A 15,737-nucleotide genomic window follows, 5' to 3' on the forward strand; every position below is an offset into this window, starting at 1 on the left:
GTCCGGCAGTACGGGCCCGCCGGTCATGCGCTCCCGCCTCCGCCTCCGCTCCGGGCGCCGCTCCGGCTGAAGCCCCTGTCTCCGCCCTGGCCTCCGCCCCCGGCCCCGCTCCGGCCTTCGGCCTCGACGACGTCGGCGAGGCGGCCGAGCATGGCGCGGTGCCGCAGTTGCAGCACGGCGTCGACGAACGTGTTGTGGAGGAGCCCTCCGGGGCCGCGCAGCGGGTGCTCGTCCAGGACGACGAGGGTCTCGTCCCCCCAGGGGCGTACCTCGATCGCGATCCGGGCCGTGCCCAGGGCCCCGCTCTTGGCCTCCAGCTCCAGGCGCCGGGGCGGCTCGTGCAGGCGGACGACGGTCTCGCCCCGGACGGTGCGGGGGCCGAGGCGTACGGCGTATTCGAGGACGGAGCCCGGCTTGGGCCAGTCGCCGGACTTCGGCCGGGAGTCGGAGGTGCCGACGACCCAGTCGCTGTACCGGGACGCGTCCTCGAGCACGGCCCACACCGCCTCGGGCGACCTCCTGATGAGCTGATGCCGAACCGCCATGTACGCCTCCGGGACCCCGAGCGAATGGAACGCCCGCCGGGTACCCGTATCCGAGCCCCGCGAACGCGCCTCCGAGAGTGCTTATGGGCGGCTCGTGGCGGCCGGGTGGTCCGCGAGGGTGTCCCAGAACATCGATTCGTACGCCTGGAGCAGCCGGCCGTAGCACAGCGCCTCCGACAGGGTGACGTGTCCCGTGTCGAGACCCTCCTGTACGGCAGCGAGGCCCTGGTCCAGCAGGACGGGGGCCGGGAGGGCGAAGAAGTCGAAGAAGCCGCACGCCTCGTCGGTGAAGCCGTAGTGGGCGCGCAGCGCGGTGGCGATGGTGCCGCAGTAGCCGCCCCAGGCGGCGAAGTTCGCGTACAGGGCGACGGCCGCGTCGGCCGGGTCGGCCTGGAGGGCGAGCCAGGCGACGTACGCGGGGAAGGCCTGGCAGCCGGCCGCCGGCTCGTGGGCCCGCGCGGCCACCTCGTCCAGGCCGCAGGCGTGCAGCAGCGCGCCTAGCCGTTCCAGGCCCAGGGCCTCGCCCTCGGCCATCGTGCCGTACAGCGCCGCGGCGGCCGGGTGCGCGGCGGCGCGGGTGGCGAGGTGCAGGAAGGAACGGCGGTCGGACTCCACGATGTGGCGCTGTTCGAGGGCGATGAGCCCGATGGTGAGGCGGCTCTCCGTGCCGTCGGCGATCGCGGCGACGACCCGGTTCTCACCCTGTCGCAGGGCGAGGGACCGTGCGGTGGCCTCCAAGAGCTCCCGCGCCTGCTGGGTCATCGCCGCGCTCCTCGGTTCGCGTGCATCCGGTTGGGGACTCCGGGCCCGAATGTGGTGAGGTCCGGCCGTGAGGGGCCCGGTCCCGCCCCTGGGATCAGCGTCGCACGGAGTGGCGGACGGCGGGAGTCGGGGCGCCAGGGGTGTTCGGGGGTGTTCGGGGCGCCTGGGGGCTTCTGCGGCTCAGGGGCGTTGGTGCGTTGGTGCGTTTACGGCTTCTGGGGCGTGTGGGGCTTTCTGGGGCGTGTGGGTCCGGACGCGACGGGGCCCCGACCGGAGGGGGGAGTCCGGCCGGGGCCGTGCGCCGTGGCTGCGGAGGGCGGTCACCGAACGGCGTGAGCCGGGGACGCGGGCCCCTGCGCCACCACATATGCATGAACGGTGAACCATGTCGGGGTGTTCCCGATGTGGCCCACCTCACCCCGTTGTGTCGCCCCGCGGGCTGCTGCGCCTCGCTCAGGGCTTGTACACCGTTCCCGGGGCCGGGGTGGCGGGAGCCAGCAGTTGCGGCACGGTGACGAAGGTGAAGCCCCGCTTCTTCAGCTCGTCGATGATGCCGGGCACGGCCGGGACGGTTCCGTCGTAGATGTCGTGCAGCAGGATGATGCCGTCCTTCCTGGCGCCGTCGAGCGTGCGCTGCCGTATCAGCGCGGAGTCGGTGGTGGAGTAGTCCTTGGCGGTGACGCTCCAGAGCACCTGCGAGAGGCCCAGCTCCCGGCTGATCTCCGAGACGGTGTCGTCGGTCCGGCCCTGCGGGGGGCGCATCAGCGTGGGCTTGCGGCCGGTGAGCCGCTCGATGGCCTCCTGGGTGCGCGACAGCTCCTGGCGCACCTCGTCGGGCTCGATGTCGGTGAGGTTGCGATGCGTCCAGGTGTGGTTGGCGACCTCGTGCCCCTCGGCGGCGATCCGCCGTACGACGTCGGGATACCGGTCGACGTGCTTGCTGCCCAGCAGGAAGAAGGTGGCCGGGACCTTCTCCTCCTTGAGGATGTCCAGGAGGCGTGGCGTGTCCTTGCCGGGCCCGGCGTCGAAGGTCAGCGCTATGCAGGTGAGCTTCCGGCAGTCCACGGGGCCCGCTTCGCCCTTGGCGTCGGACCGGGCGTCGGCGGGCGCGACGCGGTCGGCGCAGCCGCTCAGCCCGAGCAGCAAGGAAGCGGCCACCATGGCGGAGGCGACGGCCCGGCGGCGCGCCGGGGCCCTCCTCCATCCGGGCCCGGCGGGCGTCGTACGGGTGCGGGCGAACAGCATGGGGGGCTCTCTTCTGTGCGGACTGCTGGGTCACTGGGCTGCCGAGAGCGCCGCGGCGTGCTCGGCGGCGCTCGGATCCAGTGGCCCGCACTCTACACACGGTGTATACACACTATGAATACCGGGGTGCCGGAGCAGGCCGTCCTTCATGTTTTCGACGAGGCGTCCGGGGAATTCGCGGGTTTATGGTGCAAATCGGATACACGATGATGACCGAGCAGGCAGGGCCCCGAGCCCTGGTGGACCACGTCGTCCAGGCCGAGGAAGCCGGCTTCGACTTCTCGGTGACGTCCGACCACTACTTCCCCTGGCTGCGCTCGCAGGGCCACTCCCCCCACGCCTGGACGGTGCTGGGGGCGGCCGCCCAGGCGACCTCACGCATCCCGCTGATGACGTATGTGACGTGCCCGACCTTCCGCTACCACCCGGCCGTCGTCGCGCAGAAGGCCGCGACGCTCCAGCTCCTGTCCGAAGGCCGCTTCCGGCTCGGCCTGGGGTCCGGCGAGAACCTGAATGAGCACATCGTGGGCGGGGGGTGGCCGGCCGCCGACGTACGGCACGAGATGCTCGAAGAGGCCCTCGTCATCATCCGGGCGCTCTTCGAGGGCGGTCACGTCAACCACCGCGGCACCCACTTCGACGTCGAGTCAGCCCGGCTGTGGGACCTGCCCGACGAGCCGCCGCCGATCGGTCTCGCGGTCTCCGGCGAGCAGTCGTGCGAGCTGGCGGGCCGGCTGGCCGACCTCGTGATCGCGACGGAGCCCAAGAGCGATCTGCTGGAGTCGTTCGACCGGCACGGCGGCAAGGGCAAGCCCCGGGTGGGGCAGCTGCCCGTCTGCTACGACCCGGACAAGGACGCCGCCGTACGCAGGGCGCACGACCAGTTCCGGTGGTTCGGCAACGGGTGGAAGGTCAACGCCGAGCTGCCGCACCCCGACTCCTTCGCCGCGGCGACGCAATTCGTCACGCCGGAGGACGTCGCCGAGGCGATCCCCTGCGGGGACGACCCGGACGACTTCGTCGCCGCGGTGAAGCCGTACGCGGACGCCGGGTTCACGGAGATCGCCCTCGTACAGATCGGCGGTGATTCGCAGCCCGCCTATCTGGACTGGTCGGCCAAGAAGCTGCTGCCCGCGCTGCGCGAAGCGCTGGGCTGAAGGACTGCGACCGGGCGGTGGACATGAGCGCGGCTGAGCGGCGGCGACAGCGGGACGGCGACACGAACGGCACCGCCCTGGTCGTCATCGACATGATCAACACGTACGAGCACAAGGACGCCGAGCTGCTGCTGCCCTCGGCGCGGGAGATCCTGCCGTCCCTGGTGGACCTGCTCTCCCGCGCCCGGGAGCGCGGGGTGCCCGTGATCTACGTCAACGACAACTTCGGCGAGTGGCGGTCGCACCACGGCGAGATCCTGGAGACGGCCCTCGCCGGACCGCACGCCGAGCTGGTGGACCCCATCCGGCCGGACGACTCGTCCCTGTTCGTCGTCAAGGCGCGGCACTCGATCTTCTACGAGACGCCGCTGGCCTATCTGGTACGGCAGCTCGGGGTGCGCCACCTGGTGCTGTGCGGGCAGGTGACCGAGCAGTGCGTGCTGTACTCGGCGCTCGACGCCCACATCCGGCACATCGACGTGACGGTGCCGCCCGACGCGGTGGCGCACATAGACGAGACGCTGGCGGACGCCGCCCTGGAGATGATGCGCCGCAACATGGGGGCGCGGACGATCGGGACGAAGGACGTCGACTTCGGGTCGTGAGTGCTCCGAAGGTTCATCCTCCGAAGGTTCATCCTCCGAAGGTTCGCAGAAGAGCCCCTTGAGTCCCGGGCGGGGACTCAAGGGGCTCTTCGGAACTGGTCGGAGATGGCCGGTCAGCAGGTCACGGCCGGTCAGCGGGTCACGAGGCGCGACGAGAGCAGCAGGCGCGCCTCCTTCTCGTGCTCGCCCGACACGGACGACGACGACCGCACCTCGAACAGCCCGCCCAGCGCCTCCTCGACCACTGCCACGGCGTTGTGGTCGCCGGTCAGCAGAGCCGTCACCGAGGTGCTGAGGTGGGGCGGCTCGGACCGGCCGCCGGTGCGCGAGGAACTGTCGAACGTCGCCATCCACACCGTGGGCTCGTGGTCGTGGGCCTGCTCCGGTCCCGGCGCCGGGACGTCACAGCCCGCGAAGACGCCTTCGAGCGACTCGAAGACGGCTCGTGCGTCCTGGCGCCCGCAGTCACTGAGCTGCACAGTGACGTCGCAGTGCGCGGGATGGTTCGTTGCTGCGTTGCTCTCCACGTCGCTCCACTCCTCGTGAGGGGGTCCGGCTGGGCGTACAGGCACGACTACCTCGCCTCGGGCCCGTCAATCATCGTCATGCCCCGCCGCCCTTCCCGCCCGGCGTACGCTGCGGACTCGGCGGAGTCGTCGTACGCTGCGGGCTCGGCTACTTCAGCGGGCCGTCGGCCAGGTGTGCCAGCAGGTCGGCCGGGTCGTCGTGGATGACGGCCGCCCCCGCCCGCGTCAGGTCGGCGGCGGGGATGCCTCCGCACAACAGGCCCACGCAGGTGACACCGGCGCGGGTGCCGGCCTTCATGTCCCAGACCGTGTCCCCGACGAACACCGACCGCGAGGCGTCGGCGCCGGCCAGCTCCAGTGCGTGCCGCACCGGCTCGGGAGCGGGCTTTCCCTCCTCGACGTCGTCCGCGCTCGCGGTGGCCGTGATGGCGTCGTCCGCGTCGATGGCCCGGCGCAGGGCGGACAGCTCCGACCCTCCGGCGGAGGTGGCGAGGACGACCGTCCAGCCGTCGGCCGCGAGGGTACGCAGCAGCCGGCCGGCGTCCCGGAAGGCGGGCAGCCGGTCGAAGTAGGTCGCGTACAGGGTCTTGTGGGCGGCGCTGATCGTGTCGTCCTCCGACTCGTCCCGCTCCTCACCGAGCAGATGTGCGATGAGGTCGTGCGAACCGAGCCCGACGGCCCGGTGGACGGCGTGCATGGGCACATCGTGGCCGGCCTGCCGGAACGCCTCCCACCAGGTCGTGACGTGCAGGTGATTGGTGTCGGCAAGGGTGCCGTCGACGTCGAACACCGCCGCGCGTGTCATGCGCTCTCCGTTCCGTATCCGTACAGCTCGGTCTGTCTTCCTCGACCTGTGATGTGTGCCGTGTGGTGTCTGTCCCGTCTCCCCCGCCACCGCGCTCTCACCCTTCGATTCCGGTCGAGGTGTGGGCGGCGCCCACCGGTTCGGACTCCGGGGAGCCGCGCCGACGCAGGAAGACGGCGGAGATCGCCATGGAGCCGACGGCGAGCCGCGCTGGACGGTCCTTTCGGCTCCCGATGCCCGGGCGGTGCCGGCCGGTTACCGGGACGACGATCGGGGAGTGCCGTACGAGCATGCGCGTCGCGCCCACCCCGGTCACGCTGTGCGCGCCCGACACCCGTGACGTTCCTTCGGGTGCCGTACGCCGGGGACGGCTGCGCGCCCGCCGGGCTTGGCACCGCCGTTCGGGGTTAGAAGGGCAGTACGGGACGACGGCGGGAGGAGCATCATGACGCAGCACGACGAACGGGAGACGGTGAGACCCCAGCGCGGGGCCGGTGTGGCCGAGGGCGCGAGGGGAGCCGGTGCGGAGACCTCCGGTACTACGACTTCCGGAGCGGGGGCCTCCGGTCCGGGGAAGTCCGGCTCACGGGCGGCCGGTGACGGGGCGTCCGGCGAGGGTGCTGCCCGTAGCGGTGAGGCTCGGTCGCGGGGGCGCGACGAGACTCCGGACGAGCGGGCGGACCGGCGCTGGGCCGAGCTGATCCAGGAGATACGTGTCGCCCAGACGGGCGTCCAGATCCTCTTCGGTTTCCTGCTCACCGTGGTCTTCACACCGAAGTTCGCCGATCTGTCGAGTACCGACAAGACCATCTACATCGTCACGGTGGCGCTGGGCGCCTCGGCGACCGGGGCGCTGATCGGACCGGTGTCGTTCCATCGCATCGTCTCGGGGCGCCGCATCAAGTCCCAGGCGGTGGTGTGGGCGTCACGGCTGACCTTCACCGGTCTCGTACTCCTGTTGGCGACGCTGGTGTCGGCGCTCTTCCTGGTGCTGCGCGTCGCCACGCACGACGGGTTCGTCCCGTGGCTGGTGTCGGGCGTCGTGACCTGGTACGTCATCTGCTGGTTCGTGCTGCCGCTGTGGGCCCGGGTCCGCTACACCACCCAGGAAGACTGACGCCCGGCCTTTGGCTTCTGGCTCTTGCCCCGACGAGGGCCCGCCCGGCCTCCTACGAGGGCCCGCCCTCCTGCCGGCTTCCGTACGGAACTCCGCCGCCGCCCAGGACGTGATCGATGGTGTCGGCCTCCTGGGCCGCCTTGTCCGGGCGGTGGCGGAGCACCCGTGCGAATCGGAGGGCGACCCCGGCCGGGTAGCGCGGCGACCGCTGGAGCCCGTCGTAGGCGATCTCCACGACCAGCTCCGGCCGGACGCGTACGGTGAACCCGTCGTCCTCGACGGACAGCTCCCCCAGCCGCTCGGTCTGCCAGCGGAGCATCACGTCGGTCAGGCCCTTAAAGGTCTTGCCCAGCATCACGAACGACCCGTCGGCGGCGCGGGCCCCCAGGTGGAGGTTGGAGAGCAGTCCGGTGCGGCGCCCGTGTCCCCACTCGGCCGCGAGGACGACCAGGTCCAGGGTGTGCACGGGCTTGACCTTCAGCCACGACCGGCCGCGGCGGCCCGCGCTGTAGGGCGCGTCGATCGCCTTGACCATGACGCCCTCATGGCCGCGCCGCAGCGTGTCGGCTAAGAACGCTTCGGCCGCTGTTGTCTGCTCCGGATCGCCCGGGTCCTCCACCACGGCGCGCCGGACCCGCATCGGCTCCGGTACGAGCCGTGCGAGGGCCTCGTGCCGTTCGTGGCCGGGCAGGTCCACGAGGACGTCGCCGCCGGCGGCCAGGATGTCGAAGAAGACCGGCGACACGGGCAGGGCCGCGGCGGCCGTCGTCACATCGACACGGGAGCCGACGCGGGAGGCGATGTCCTGGAACGGCAGCGGCCGGCCCGAGGCGTCGAGGGCGATCACCTCACCGTCCAGGACGAAGGCGTCCCCCGGCAGTGCGCGCGCCGCCGCCGAGATCTCCGGGAGCCGGTCGGTGATGTCGTCCAGCGACCTGGTGTAGAGGCGGACGTCGTCACCGGTGCGGTGCACCTGGACGCGGATCCCGTCGAGCTTCTCCTCCACGACGCACGGACCGAGCGTGGCGACGGCCTCGGTCACGCTCTTCGCGGTGTGGGCGAGCATCGGGTGGACCGGGCTGCCCACCCTGAGCTGGAACCGCTCCAGCGCCGCCGGCCCCTCGGCGAGCAGCGCCTGCGCGACGCGGGGCAGGGACCCTTCCAGCATCACGGCCCGCCGGACGTCGGCCGCGGGTGCCTCGGCCGCCTTGGCGACACCTTCCAGGGCGATGGCGTCCAGCGCCCCTTGGCGGACCTCGCCGGTGAGGAGCCGTACCAGGAAGCGCTGCTCCGTCTCGGTGGCGGCGCCCATCAGCTCGGCCACGCGCCGCTGCCGCTCGGCCTGCGACCCGGCGCCGGAGACCCCCGCGAGCGCGGTCAGGGCCGTGTCGGCGTCGGCGACCGTCAGGGTGGCCTCGGCGGCGGGCGGCACGGATTCCTTGAGCGTGCTCCAGCCGATGCCGATTCTCCCCTGCGGCAGCCGTCCCGCCAGGTAGGCGATGACCAGGGGGGTCTCTTCGGGCGAGGCGGCGGCGAACAGGTCCGCCAGCGCGGCGATCTTGCGGGAACGGGCGGAGGTGGCGGCGACCTCTTCGGAGACCTCCGCGAGTCGGGCCAGCAGCATGCGGCCATGGTGCACGTCCCAGGCGGCGACCGCACCCGGAGGCACCGGTTCCATCACCCGGCGCGCGCAATCGGCCGCCGGCGGCCGCCCTGGCGCCCGTGATGAGTCAGTGGAGTGGGGGCAGCAGGCCCCAGGGGCGTCGGTTCAGGAACACACGCGGGCGGCGGCGTCCCACGGGAGTCCCCCTCACAGGCCACTGCCACCGCCTCGACGTCGACCGTGCCGGGCAGAACGGGTGGCGGGCGGAGCCCCAGCCCCTCCGTTCCCCGTGTCAGCTCGTGGCGCCGCCGTACGTGCGCAAGACATGCACCGCCCTGTCGAAGGCGGAGTCCTTCTCCTTGTCGAACTCTTCCTCGGTGAAAACCGGCTCGGTGAGATGCGGCGGGATGCCGGTGCCGTCGAAGGTCCGACCGGAGCCGGTCAGAAACTCCTCGTTCGGCAGCCGGGCGAACATGCCGTTGGGGAGCTTGCGCGACATGACGTCGGAGAAGACGCCCTGTGTGGGCTGCCCGATCCGGACCGTCTTGCCGGGCCGGCCCATGAGGGCCTGGGTGAAGGTCTCCCCGGCGCTGAAGGTCGAGCCGCCGGTCAGCACGGCGACCGGCCCGGTGTGACGGGGGCCCTGGGCGGGCGTGACGAACACGGGCTGGGGGCGTGTGTGTCGGGTGGGGTCGGAGGGGTGGTTCCGAGCCCGCTTGTAGTAGGCGAGGTAGGGGGTGTCGGTAAGGCGCTCAGCGATGTGGATGCCCAGGGCGTCGGAGCCGCCGCCATTGATGCGCAGGTCGAGGATGAGGCTCTGCGGGCGCCGGGCGCGATCCTGGCCGAGAACCGCGTCGAGTGCTCTGTCGAGCTCGGCCAGCTGGGCGGCGTAGGAGGTGTCCTCGCCCGCGTATCCGCCGAACCCGGATATCCGCAAGTAGCCCCGCCCGTGAGGCAGGTCGGCGTAGGTGATGCGGCCGTGAGCGAAGTCCCGGAGGTTGCGGGCGTCCTTGAGGTCCCGCTCCACGATGAACTTCTTGACCTTGGTGTCCAGATCTCTGTTAAGTACGACGGTGCCGGGGCGGACTTGGACGAAGCGGCGCTCACCGTCCTGGACCGCGACATGGGCGTCCTGGAGCGGCTTGACCATGTCGCTGAAGAGCGCGTAGAGCTCATCGCGCGTCGTTCCCGTGTGCACCTTGGGGCGATACTGGCTGCGGACCTTGTGCCAGTCGATGCCCTTCGCCGCGAAGAACGGGTAGTTCTCCTCGAAGGTCTACCAGAAGACGTCGAAGGTCGTGATGGGATCCTCGGCGGGCGGGCGCGCACAGGCGCTGGGCAGTGCCTCGATGCGCCGGAGGTTCCGGCTGCCGACGGAGCCGTCGGCGCTCAGGAACGCGTGGTCGCGGTCGTGTCGGGCTCGTACGGTCAGGACGGTTCGGTCGGGCGTGGCGTAGGTGCCGGGACCGGTCCGCTGCGCGGAGTCGCCCTTGATGCAGCTGAGGGCCGTGGTCTGGTACTCCTGGAGAGTTTCGTTCCGGATGGATACCACTGTGCCGTAGCCGTCCATGCGCCAGAACCCGTCGGTGACCGGCTGCTGGGCGCTGGCGGTGGGCGCGGCTGAGCCGACGAGAGCCAGCACCATGGCGGTGGCCGTGAGGATACGCACGATCTTGCCTTCTCCTTGGGCGACTTGCTTGGGACAGCCCCACTGTCGCCGACACGGCGTCCGCCCCACCATCCGGCTGCCCGGTTGATCATGGGTGGGGCTAGCCCCCCGGCTACGAGGCATGGTGCCGGGACTCTCGCTTGGACCTGTGGTGACTCCCGAGGAGGCCGGCCGTACCGGCGGGACCTCGAGGCCGTCATGGGGGTGCCGGCCCATCCGGTCGTTCGCGTCCATGCCGTCGTCAAGTCTCCCGCTGGTCACTCAACTCCCCTACTCTGCGGTCGGCTTGTTGGGCGACGACAGGAAGCAGGGGCTCACCGTGAAGGTGTCGCGTACCGCCATGACAGCAGTGTCCGCCGTGTTGGCCGGGGCGCTCTCGCTCGGAGCCGCGCCGGCGAGTGCCGGAACGGCCGCCGGCGCGCCGGCCGATCCCGGGCAGCTCGCGTACTCGGACTCCACGGGCGTGGGTGTCCACAACGCGTACGAGAAATCCACGTACCCCTATTTCGCGGACGCGCTCGACTCCGGTGCGGGCATGCTGGAGATCGACGTGTGGACGAACGTCTTCGGAAAGTCGTGGCGTGTGTCCCACAACAACCCGCTGGGCAACAACAACAATTGCGTGAACGCCGCCCATGCGGGCGAGCTGCGGGCCAAGTCGAGAAACCAGGACCTGGGTGGTTGTCTCGCCGACATCAAGGCGTGGCACGACGCCCATCCGGGTCACCGGCCCATCATGCTGAAGCTCGAATTGAAGGACGGTTTCCAGGCGAAGAACGGCCGGGGCCCGGCGGCGCTCGACGCGCTGCTGACGAGCCGGCTGGGTGACGCCCTGTTCCGGCCGGCGGATCTGAAGGGCGGGCATCCGGACCTCGACACCGCCGTGCGGACCGACGGCTGGCCCGCGCGGTCGGCGATGGCCGGGAAGTTCGTGGTCGAACTCATCCCCGGCACCGTCGAACAGGACAACCCGCTGGACACACTGTGGACGGACCGCGAGTACGCCACCCACCTGCGGAACCTGGCCGCGGCGGGCCGGCTCCACGAGGCGAGCGCCTTCCCCGCCGTGCACCGCGCCAACGCCGGCGATCCCCGCACCCGGTACGCGGACACCGGTATACGCCCCTGGTTCGTGGTCTTCGACGGTGACGCCGGCGCCTACGCGGGCGGCTCCATCGACACCGGGTGGTACGACAGCCGGAACTACCTGGTGGTGATGACGGGCGCGGCCGGTGTCGCGCCCGCCATCGACGGCACCCATCCCACCGAGGCGCAGGCCCGCGACCGGGTCGCCCTGCTGGCCGGGCGGCACGCCAGCATCGTGTCGGCCGACTGGTATCCGCTGCCGGCCGTGCTGGCGACCGTCCTGCCCCGGGGCGGCGCCTGAGCCGTCCGGCGGAGGCGGTGCGGCGCGGCTCTACCCGGCGCGCACCGCCCTCCGCCGGCCCAGCCGGAGCCGGGTGAGCAGACGATGCCGGGCGCGGCCGCGGGCAAGGGGCGGCGGGCGGTGGAAGGTGTCCGCCGCCCGGGGCGCGGGGCGCAGCGCCCGGGCCTCGTCGAGAGCGAGTGCGAGGCTCGTGCGGTACCAGAGGAGTTCATCGGGGTCGTCCGCGACGAGGAGCTGGTCCACGATGTCCCGGGAGGCGAGGGACTCCGGCCGCGGATGTGTGGCGCGGGGTCGGAGCGCGGCCAGGTGGGCCCGCTCGTGGGGGTCGCTGACCACCTCGGCGAGGCTGGGGCTCGGCAGGAGCGAGGCGATGGCCGCCGCGGACTCCCAGGGGTCCTGCGCCTGGCGCAGCAGGAGACCGAGCCGGCGTGCCCGCCAGTTGCGTGGCCGGGCGTCCGCTCCCGCCTCCAGCCTGGTGCGGACGGCGGCGGGCAGCCGGCCCGTGAGCAGGTCGGGGTGCCGGTGGGCGAACTCCTCGACCTCGCCCGCCACATAGAGCCAGACGACCGCCCGGTAGCGGTTGAGGTAGAACGTGACCGGGCTGAGGTGTCCGGTGCGAGCGAGCTTGGTGAAGCGGTCGGCAGTGATGTTGGCCAGTTCGGCGGCACTGGTCGTCCCCACCGTATGGACGCGGCGGCGCAGCCCGGCCGGGAAGTCCGGCGCGGCGCGCAGCCGTTCGATCTCCTCCGCGCTCACTCTGCGCCGGCCGCCGTCGGGGCCGGGCACGGTCCGGATGTGCCCGAGCTGCACGGCGAGATCGAACTCGCTTCTGCGCAGCTCCAGTTGCTGGGCGGCACGTCCGTACGCGACGTGCTGGACGTTCCGCTCGGCGTTGTCCGCCTGCTTGACCGACATACCGGCCACCCCCGTGAGATCGTGACTTCCGATTACGTTGCGTCACGAAGGTAGCGCGATCGGCGCCGCCCGAGGTCGGCCTGTGGATAACCTGGGCCGCCCCAGCATCACCGCTGGTCAGCGCGGTGCGCAAAGGCGAGTGCGAGGGGTCAGTGGCTTTTCGGGTCCGGCTCGTCGCGGGGCTGCCGCGCGGCGACGGCGAGGTGCTCACCGACCCGGTTGACGAGGAGCGTCATCTCGTACGCGACCTGACCGATGTCGGCCTCCGCATCACTGAGGACGCACAGGCAACTGCCCTCCCCCGCGGCCGTGACGAACAGCAGCGCGTCGTCGAACTCCACCATCGTCTGGCGTGCCCGGCCGGCGGCGAAGTGGCGCCCGGCGCCGCGCGCGAGACTGTGCAGCCCCGACGAGACGGCGGCGAGATGCTCCGCGTCCTCACGCGGCAGCCCGGTGCTCGCACCCGTGACCAGGCCGTCGTTGGACAGCACCAGCGCGTGGCGGATGTGCTCGACCCTCTTCGTCAGGTCGTCCAGGAGCCAGTCGAGTCCCTTGTCCAGAGCCATGTCCGGTCCTCCCCCTTCCTCACGGTCCCCCGCCGACTCGTAAGCCTTGCGTACTGACGTGAGCAGGGCAAGCACTCGTGAGGACGCGGAACGGGGGGCACCGATATTCCCTGTGCGCGTCGGCGGCGTGGTGCGAGACTTCCGGCCATGACGGCCATGACCTCTCCCGAACTGAGCGACCTGGACTACCTCCGGGAGATCGAGCGCCTCGCCCATCGCGTCACAGTGCAGGCATCCAACGAAGGGTGGCTCTCCTTCCACGGCGACCCGGACGAGGCAACACCACTCCAGCGCAGCGTGCATGCCCTCGCTCGGACGCTGCGGTACTACCACTTCGATGGTGACGGCTGCCTGGACGAGGACCGGCCCCTGATCCGGCTCGTCGGAGCCTCGGTGGTGAAGCCCGGGGCTCTGCCGGCCGGGGTGGTGGAGACGTACGAGGACGTGTGTGCGCGGCTTGGTGTCGAGCCCAGACCGGAGGGCTGGGCACTGTGGAACACCTGGAGCGACGGGGATGTGAAGGTGACCATGGTGGTGTCCGCGGTCGAGACGACCGAGGGGCTGTTTGAGAACTGGGCACGCGGGAGAGCGCTCGACCCGGTGTCACCGCTGCCCTCTCAGATCGCCCTCGTCCGCGTGGGCTGGATAGGGCCGATCACCTTCTCGCCTCGCGGCGTCGAGCGGACTGGCCTCGGCGGTCGGACGCTGTCCTAGGCTGCGGGACAGGACAGCGCCCTGGACCCTAGGAGACCGAGTCGAGCATTCGGGCGGTGTGCACACGGCCGGCGTACTCGACGAGCCGGATGAGGACTTCCTTGCCGGAGTCCCGGTCGCGGGCGTCGCACAGGACGACCGGCGTGCCGCGGTCGAGGTCGAGGGCGCGCGACACGTCGTGGGCGCCGTAGGCCCGGGTTCCGGGGAAGCAGTTGACCGCCACGACGAACGGGATGTGGCGGTGCTCGAAATAGTCGACCGCCGGGAAGCAGGCCTCCAGGCGGCGGGTGTCGGCGAGGACGACCGCTCCGAGAGCACCCTGGGAGAGCTCGTCCCAGAGAAACCAGAACCGGTCCTGTCCCGGTGTGCCGAAGAGGTACAGCGAGAGTCCCGACCGGATGGTGATGCGACCGAAGTCCATGGCGACCGTTGTGGTGGTCTTCTGGTCCACTCCCCCGGTGTCGTCCACCAGCCGTCCGACCTGGCTGAGCTGCTCCTCGGTGCGCAGCGGGCGTATCTCACTGACCGCGCCGACGAGGGTCGTCTTGCCGACGCCGAATCCGCCGGCGACAAGGATCTTGAGGGCGAGGGCGGTGGTGTCGGACCGCTCGGAGGCCATCGATCACTCCTCTCAGGAGTGGGCTCGGGTCGGCAGGGAGGCCGGCACCGGTCCCCGGACCAGTACAGACGTTCTGGGTGAGGCCAGCAGTATGGCAACGGGCTCGGCCGGGTCGGGCCGTTTGATCGCTTTTGAGCGATGTATGCGGCCCGGCCCACCGGTGTGTCCACTTGGGTGCGCGATTCGACGCACCGAGAGGGACGTCCTTACGGGGTCTCGCGGGGCGCGGGCGGGGTACTCGGCGACCGGCACGCCCGTCGTACGGCGTCGCCGTGTTCGGGGGGTATGGCGCTCGACCCGGAGGTGGCGGCCATGAGCGTACGGCCGGAGGCGGTCTCCGTCCCCGCCGGTGAGGTGGCGCTCGCCGGTGATCTCGTCCGCCCGCCGGACGCCCCGGGTGTCGTGGCCTTCGCCCACGGCAGCGGCAGCTCCCGGCACAGTCCCCGCAATCGCGCCGTGGCCCGGGTCCTCCAGGAGGCCGGGCTCGGCACGCTGCTGATGGACCTGCTCACCGAGGCCGAGGAGCGGGTGGACACGGCTACGGCCGAGCTGCGGTTCGACATCCCCCTGCTGGGGAGGCGCATGACGGCCGCGGTGGACTGGCTCGCCGGCCGGCCGGACACCGGTGCTCTGCCGGTGGGACTGTTCGGCGCCAGTACGGGCGCCGCCGCGGCACTGGTGGCGGCCTCGGAGCGGCCGGAACGGGTCGGAGCCGTGGTCTCGCGCGGGGGCCGGCCCGACCTCGCGGGCGCCGCGCTCGGCGGCGTACGCGCCCCCGTCCTTCTCGTGGTGGGCGGTCACGACCGGGAGGTGCTGCGGCTGAACGAGGATGCCGCCCGGCGGCTGAGCGCGCCCTGCACCCTGCACGTCGTCCCCGGCGCGACGCACCTCTTCGAGGAGCCGGGCACCCTGGAGCAGGCCGCCCGTGCGGCGCGGAACTGGTTCCTTCGCATGACGCCGCCGTGAGGGCCCGATCGTGACGGCCTGAACGGCCGGGGCGGCCGGGCCGGCCGGGACGGGGGCCTCAGAGCGCGCGCAGACCATCGATCACCTCGCGCAGGATCCCCTCGTCCGGCAGCCGCGCCGGAGGCACGGGACGGCTCACGCGCACGTGCCCGGCCTCAAGGAGGTCGCCGAGCAGGACGCGTACGACGCCGACCGGCAGATCGGCGTCGGCGGCCAGCTCGGCCACGGACTGCGTCTCGGCCCGGCACAGGGACAGCAGGGCCCGGTGCTCGGGTCCCAGAAGGGTCTCGTCGGCGGTGCCGGACGGACGGTCGTCCACGACCACCAGCGCGATCAGGTCGAACCGTACGTTGCTGGGGCCGGGCTTCGTCCTCCCGCCCGTCATGGCGTACGGGCGGACCAGAGGGCCGGCGTCGGCGTCGTACCAGTGAGGGACGCCCGCGTACGGCCCCGTGTCGGCGTCCGTGCCAGGGCCAGTGTCGGTGCCAGTGGCAGTGTCGGTTTCGGCGTCGCTGTCCTCGGCCATGGTGGGCGC

At 71.7% G+C, this 15,737-nt stretch carries 16 protein-coding genes and 2 pseudogenes; 6 read left to right on the forward strand and 12 right to left on the reverse strand.

The window, feature by feature from the left end:
* Nucleotides 1-23: 23 nt before the first annotated feature.
* The 3 genes from ACF08D_RS28355 to ACF08D_RS28365 form a co-directional block, all read right to left on the reverse strand.
* Nucleotides 24-545, reverse strand: coding sequence for an SRPBCC family protein (locus tag ACF08D_RS28355; protein ID WP_392226569.1), 522 nt, complete (start codon nucleotides 543-545; stop codon nucleotides 24-26).
* Between the two features lie 81 nt (nucleotides 546-626).
* Nucleotides 627-1,307 (reverse strand): transcriptional regulator, encoded by a 681-nt coding sequence (locus ACF08D_RS28360; protein WP_392226571.1) that lies wholly within the window; start codon nucleotides 1,305-1,307, stop codon nucleotides 627-629.
* Nucleotides 1,308-1,760: 453 nt separating this feature from the next.
* A complete protein-coding gene (locus ACF08D_RS28365; protein ID WP_392227082.1) occupies nucleotides 1,761-2,468 on the reverse strand; it encodes a polysaccharide deacetylase family protein in 708 nt (235 codons plus the stop codon).
* A gap of 269 nt (nucleotides 2,469-2,737) precedes the next feature.
* On the opposite strand from ACF08D_RS28365, the gene ACF08D_RS28370 reads away from it, so the two are divergent.
* Together ACF08D_RS28370 and ACF08D_RS28375 are read left to right on the forward strand one after the other, a co-directional pair.
* On the forward strand, nucleotides 2,738-3,709 hold the full coding sequence (locus ACF08D_RS28370; RefSeq protein ID WP_392226573.1) for an LLM class F420-dependent oxidoreductase: 972 nt from the start codon (nucleotides 2,738-2,740) through the stop codon (nucleotides 3,707-3,709).
* A gap of 23 nt (nucleotides 3,710-3,732) precedes the next feature.
* Nucleotides 3,733-4,314: an isochorismatase family cysteine hydrolase gene (locus tag ACF08D_RS28375; protein WP_392226574.1), complete on the forward strand. Its 582-nt coding sequence runs from the start codon at nucleotides 3,733-3,735 to the stop codon at nucleotides 4,312-4,314.
* A 131-nt stretch (nucleotides 4,315-4,445) separates the two neighbouring features.
* On the opposite strand, the gene ACF08D_RS28380 is transcribed toward ACF08D_RS28375, so the two are convergent.
* The 3 genes from ACF08D_RS28380 to ACF08D_RS28390 all read right to left on the reverse strand — a co-directional run bounded on the left by ACF08D_RS28380 (nucleotide 4,446) and on the right by ACF08D_RS28390 (nucleotide 5,980).
* The gene (locus tag ACF08D_RS28380) at nucleotides 4,446-4,841 is read right to left on the reverse strand and encodes a hypothetical protein (RefSeq protein WP_392226576.1); all 396 of its coding nucleotides are present in this window, start codon (nucleotides 4,839-4,841) and stop codon (nucleotides 4,446-4,448) included.
* 148 nt (nucleotides 4,842-4,989) lie between these two features.
* Complete coding sequence (locus ACF08D_RS28385; protein WP_392226577.1) at nucleotides 4,990-5,646, reverse strand: HAD family hydrolase; 657 nt, start codon at nucleotides 5,644-5,646, stop codon at nucleotides 4,990-4,992.
* 97 nt (nucleotides 5,647-5,743) lie between these two features.
* Nucleotides 5,744-5,980: a DUF6766 family protein gene (locus ACF08D_RS28390; protein ID WP_392226579.1), complete on the reverse strand. Its 237-nt coding sequence runs from the start codon at nucleotides 5,978-5,980 to the stop codon at nucleotides 5,744-5,746.
* A gap of 306 nt (nucleotides 5,981-6,286) precedes the next feature.
* On the opposite strand from ACF08D_RS28390, the pseudogene ACF08D_RS28395 reads away from it, so the two are divergent.
* Nucleotides 6,287-6,763: pseudogene (locus tag ACF08D_RS28395) on the forward strand (DUF6328 family protein); the annotation flags it as partial.
* 52 nt (nucleotides 6,764-6,815) lie between these two features.
* On the opposite strand, the gene ACF08D_RS28400 reads toward ACF08D_RS28395, so the two are convergent.
* Both ACF08D_RS28400 and ACF08D_RS28405 read right to left on the reverse strand, forming a co-directional pair.
* Nucleotides 6,816-8,387, reverse strand: a complete 1,572-nt coding sequence (locus ACF08D_RS28400; protein WP_392226580.1) for an ATP-dependent DNA ligase — start codon at nucleotides 8,385-8,387, stop codon at nucleotides 6,816-6,818.
* A gap of 271 nt (nucleotides 8,388-8,658) precedes the next feature.
* A pseudogene (locus ACF08D_RS28405) lies at nucleotides 8,659-10,035 on the reverse strand (S41 family peptidase).
* 340 nt (nucleotides 10,036-10,375) lie between these two features.
* On the opposite strand from ACF08D_RS28405, the gene ACF08D_RS28410 reads away from it, so the two are divergent.
* Nucleotides 10,376-11,422, forward strand: coding sequence for a phosphatidylinositol-specific phospholipase C domain-containing protein (locus ACF08D_RS28410; protein ID WP_392226582.1), 1,047 nt, complete (start codon nucleotides 10,376-10,378; stop codon nucleotides 11,420-11,422).
* Between the two features lie 30 nt (nucleotides 11,423-11,452).
* Here the strand turns inward: ACF08D_RS28410 and ACF08D_RS28415 are convergent, their stop codons facing one another.
* On the reverse strand, nucleotides 11,453-12,337 hold the full coding sequence (locus tag ACF08D_RS28415) for a DUF6397 family protein (protein ID WP_392226584.1): 885 nt from the start codon (nucleotides 12,335-12,337) through the stop codon (nucleotides 11,453-11,455).
* Nucleotides 12,338-12,486: 149 nt separating this feature from the next.
* The gene (locus ACF08D_RS28420; protein ID WP_392226586.1) at nucleotides 12,487-12,903 is read right to left on the reverse strand and encodes a roadblock/LC7 domain-containing protein; all 417 of its coding nucleotides are present in this window, start codon (nucleotides 12,901-12,903) and stop codon (nucleotides 12,487-12,489) included.
* Between the two features lie 147 nt (nucleotides 12,904-13,050).
* Here ACF08D_RS28420 and ACF08D_RS28425 point away from each other — a divergent pair, with 147 nt between their 5' ends.
* A complete protein-coding gene (locus ACF08D_RS28425; protein WP_392226588.1) occupies nucleotides 13,051-13,617 on the forward strand; it encodes a hypothetical protein in 567 nt (188 codons plus the stop codon).
* Between the two features lie 28 nt (nucleotides 13,618-13,645).
* On the opposite strand, the gene ACF08D_RS28430 is transcribed toward ACF08D_RS28425, so the two are convergent.
* Nucleotides 13,646-14,236 (reverse strand): ATP/GTP-binding protein, encoded by a 591-nt coding sequence (locus tag ACF08D_RS28430; RefSeq protein WP_392226590.1) that lies wholly within the window; start codon nucleotides 14,234-14,236, stop codon nucleotides 13,646-13,648.
* Nucleotides 14,237-14,548: 312 nt separating this feature from the next.
* Here ACF08D_RS28430 and ACF08D_RS28435 point away from each other — a divergent pair, with 312 nt between their 5' ends.
* Nucleotides 14,549-15,202: a dienelactone hydrolase family protein gene (locus ACF08D_RS28435; RefSeq protein WP_392226592.1), complete on the forward strand. Its 654-nt coding sequence runs from the start codon at nucleotides 14,549-14,551 to the stop codon at nucleotides 15,200-15,202.
* Between the two features lie 58 nt (nucleotides 15,203-15,260).
* On the opposite strand, the gene ACF08D_RS28440 is transcribed toward ACF08D_RS28435, so the two are convergent.
* Nucleotides 15,261-15,728, reverse strand: coding sequence for a DUF742 domain-containing protein (locus ACF08D_RS28440; protein ID WP_392226594.1), 468 nt, complete (start codon nucleotides 15,726-15,728; stop codon nucleotides 15,261-15,263).
* Between the last annotated feature and the right edge of the window lie 9 nt (nucleotides 15,729-15,737).

Source organism: Streptomyces sp. NPDC015131 (genome assembly GCF_043079975.1).
In the GTDB taxonomy this organism is placed as follows: domain Bacteria; phylum Actinomycetota; class Actinomycetes; order Streptomycetales; family Streptomycetaceae; genus Streptomyces.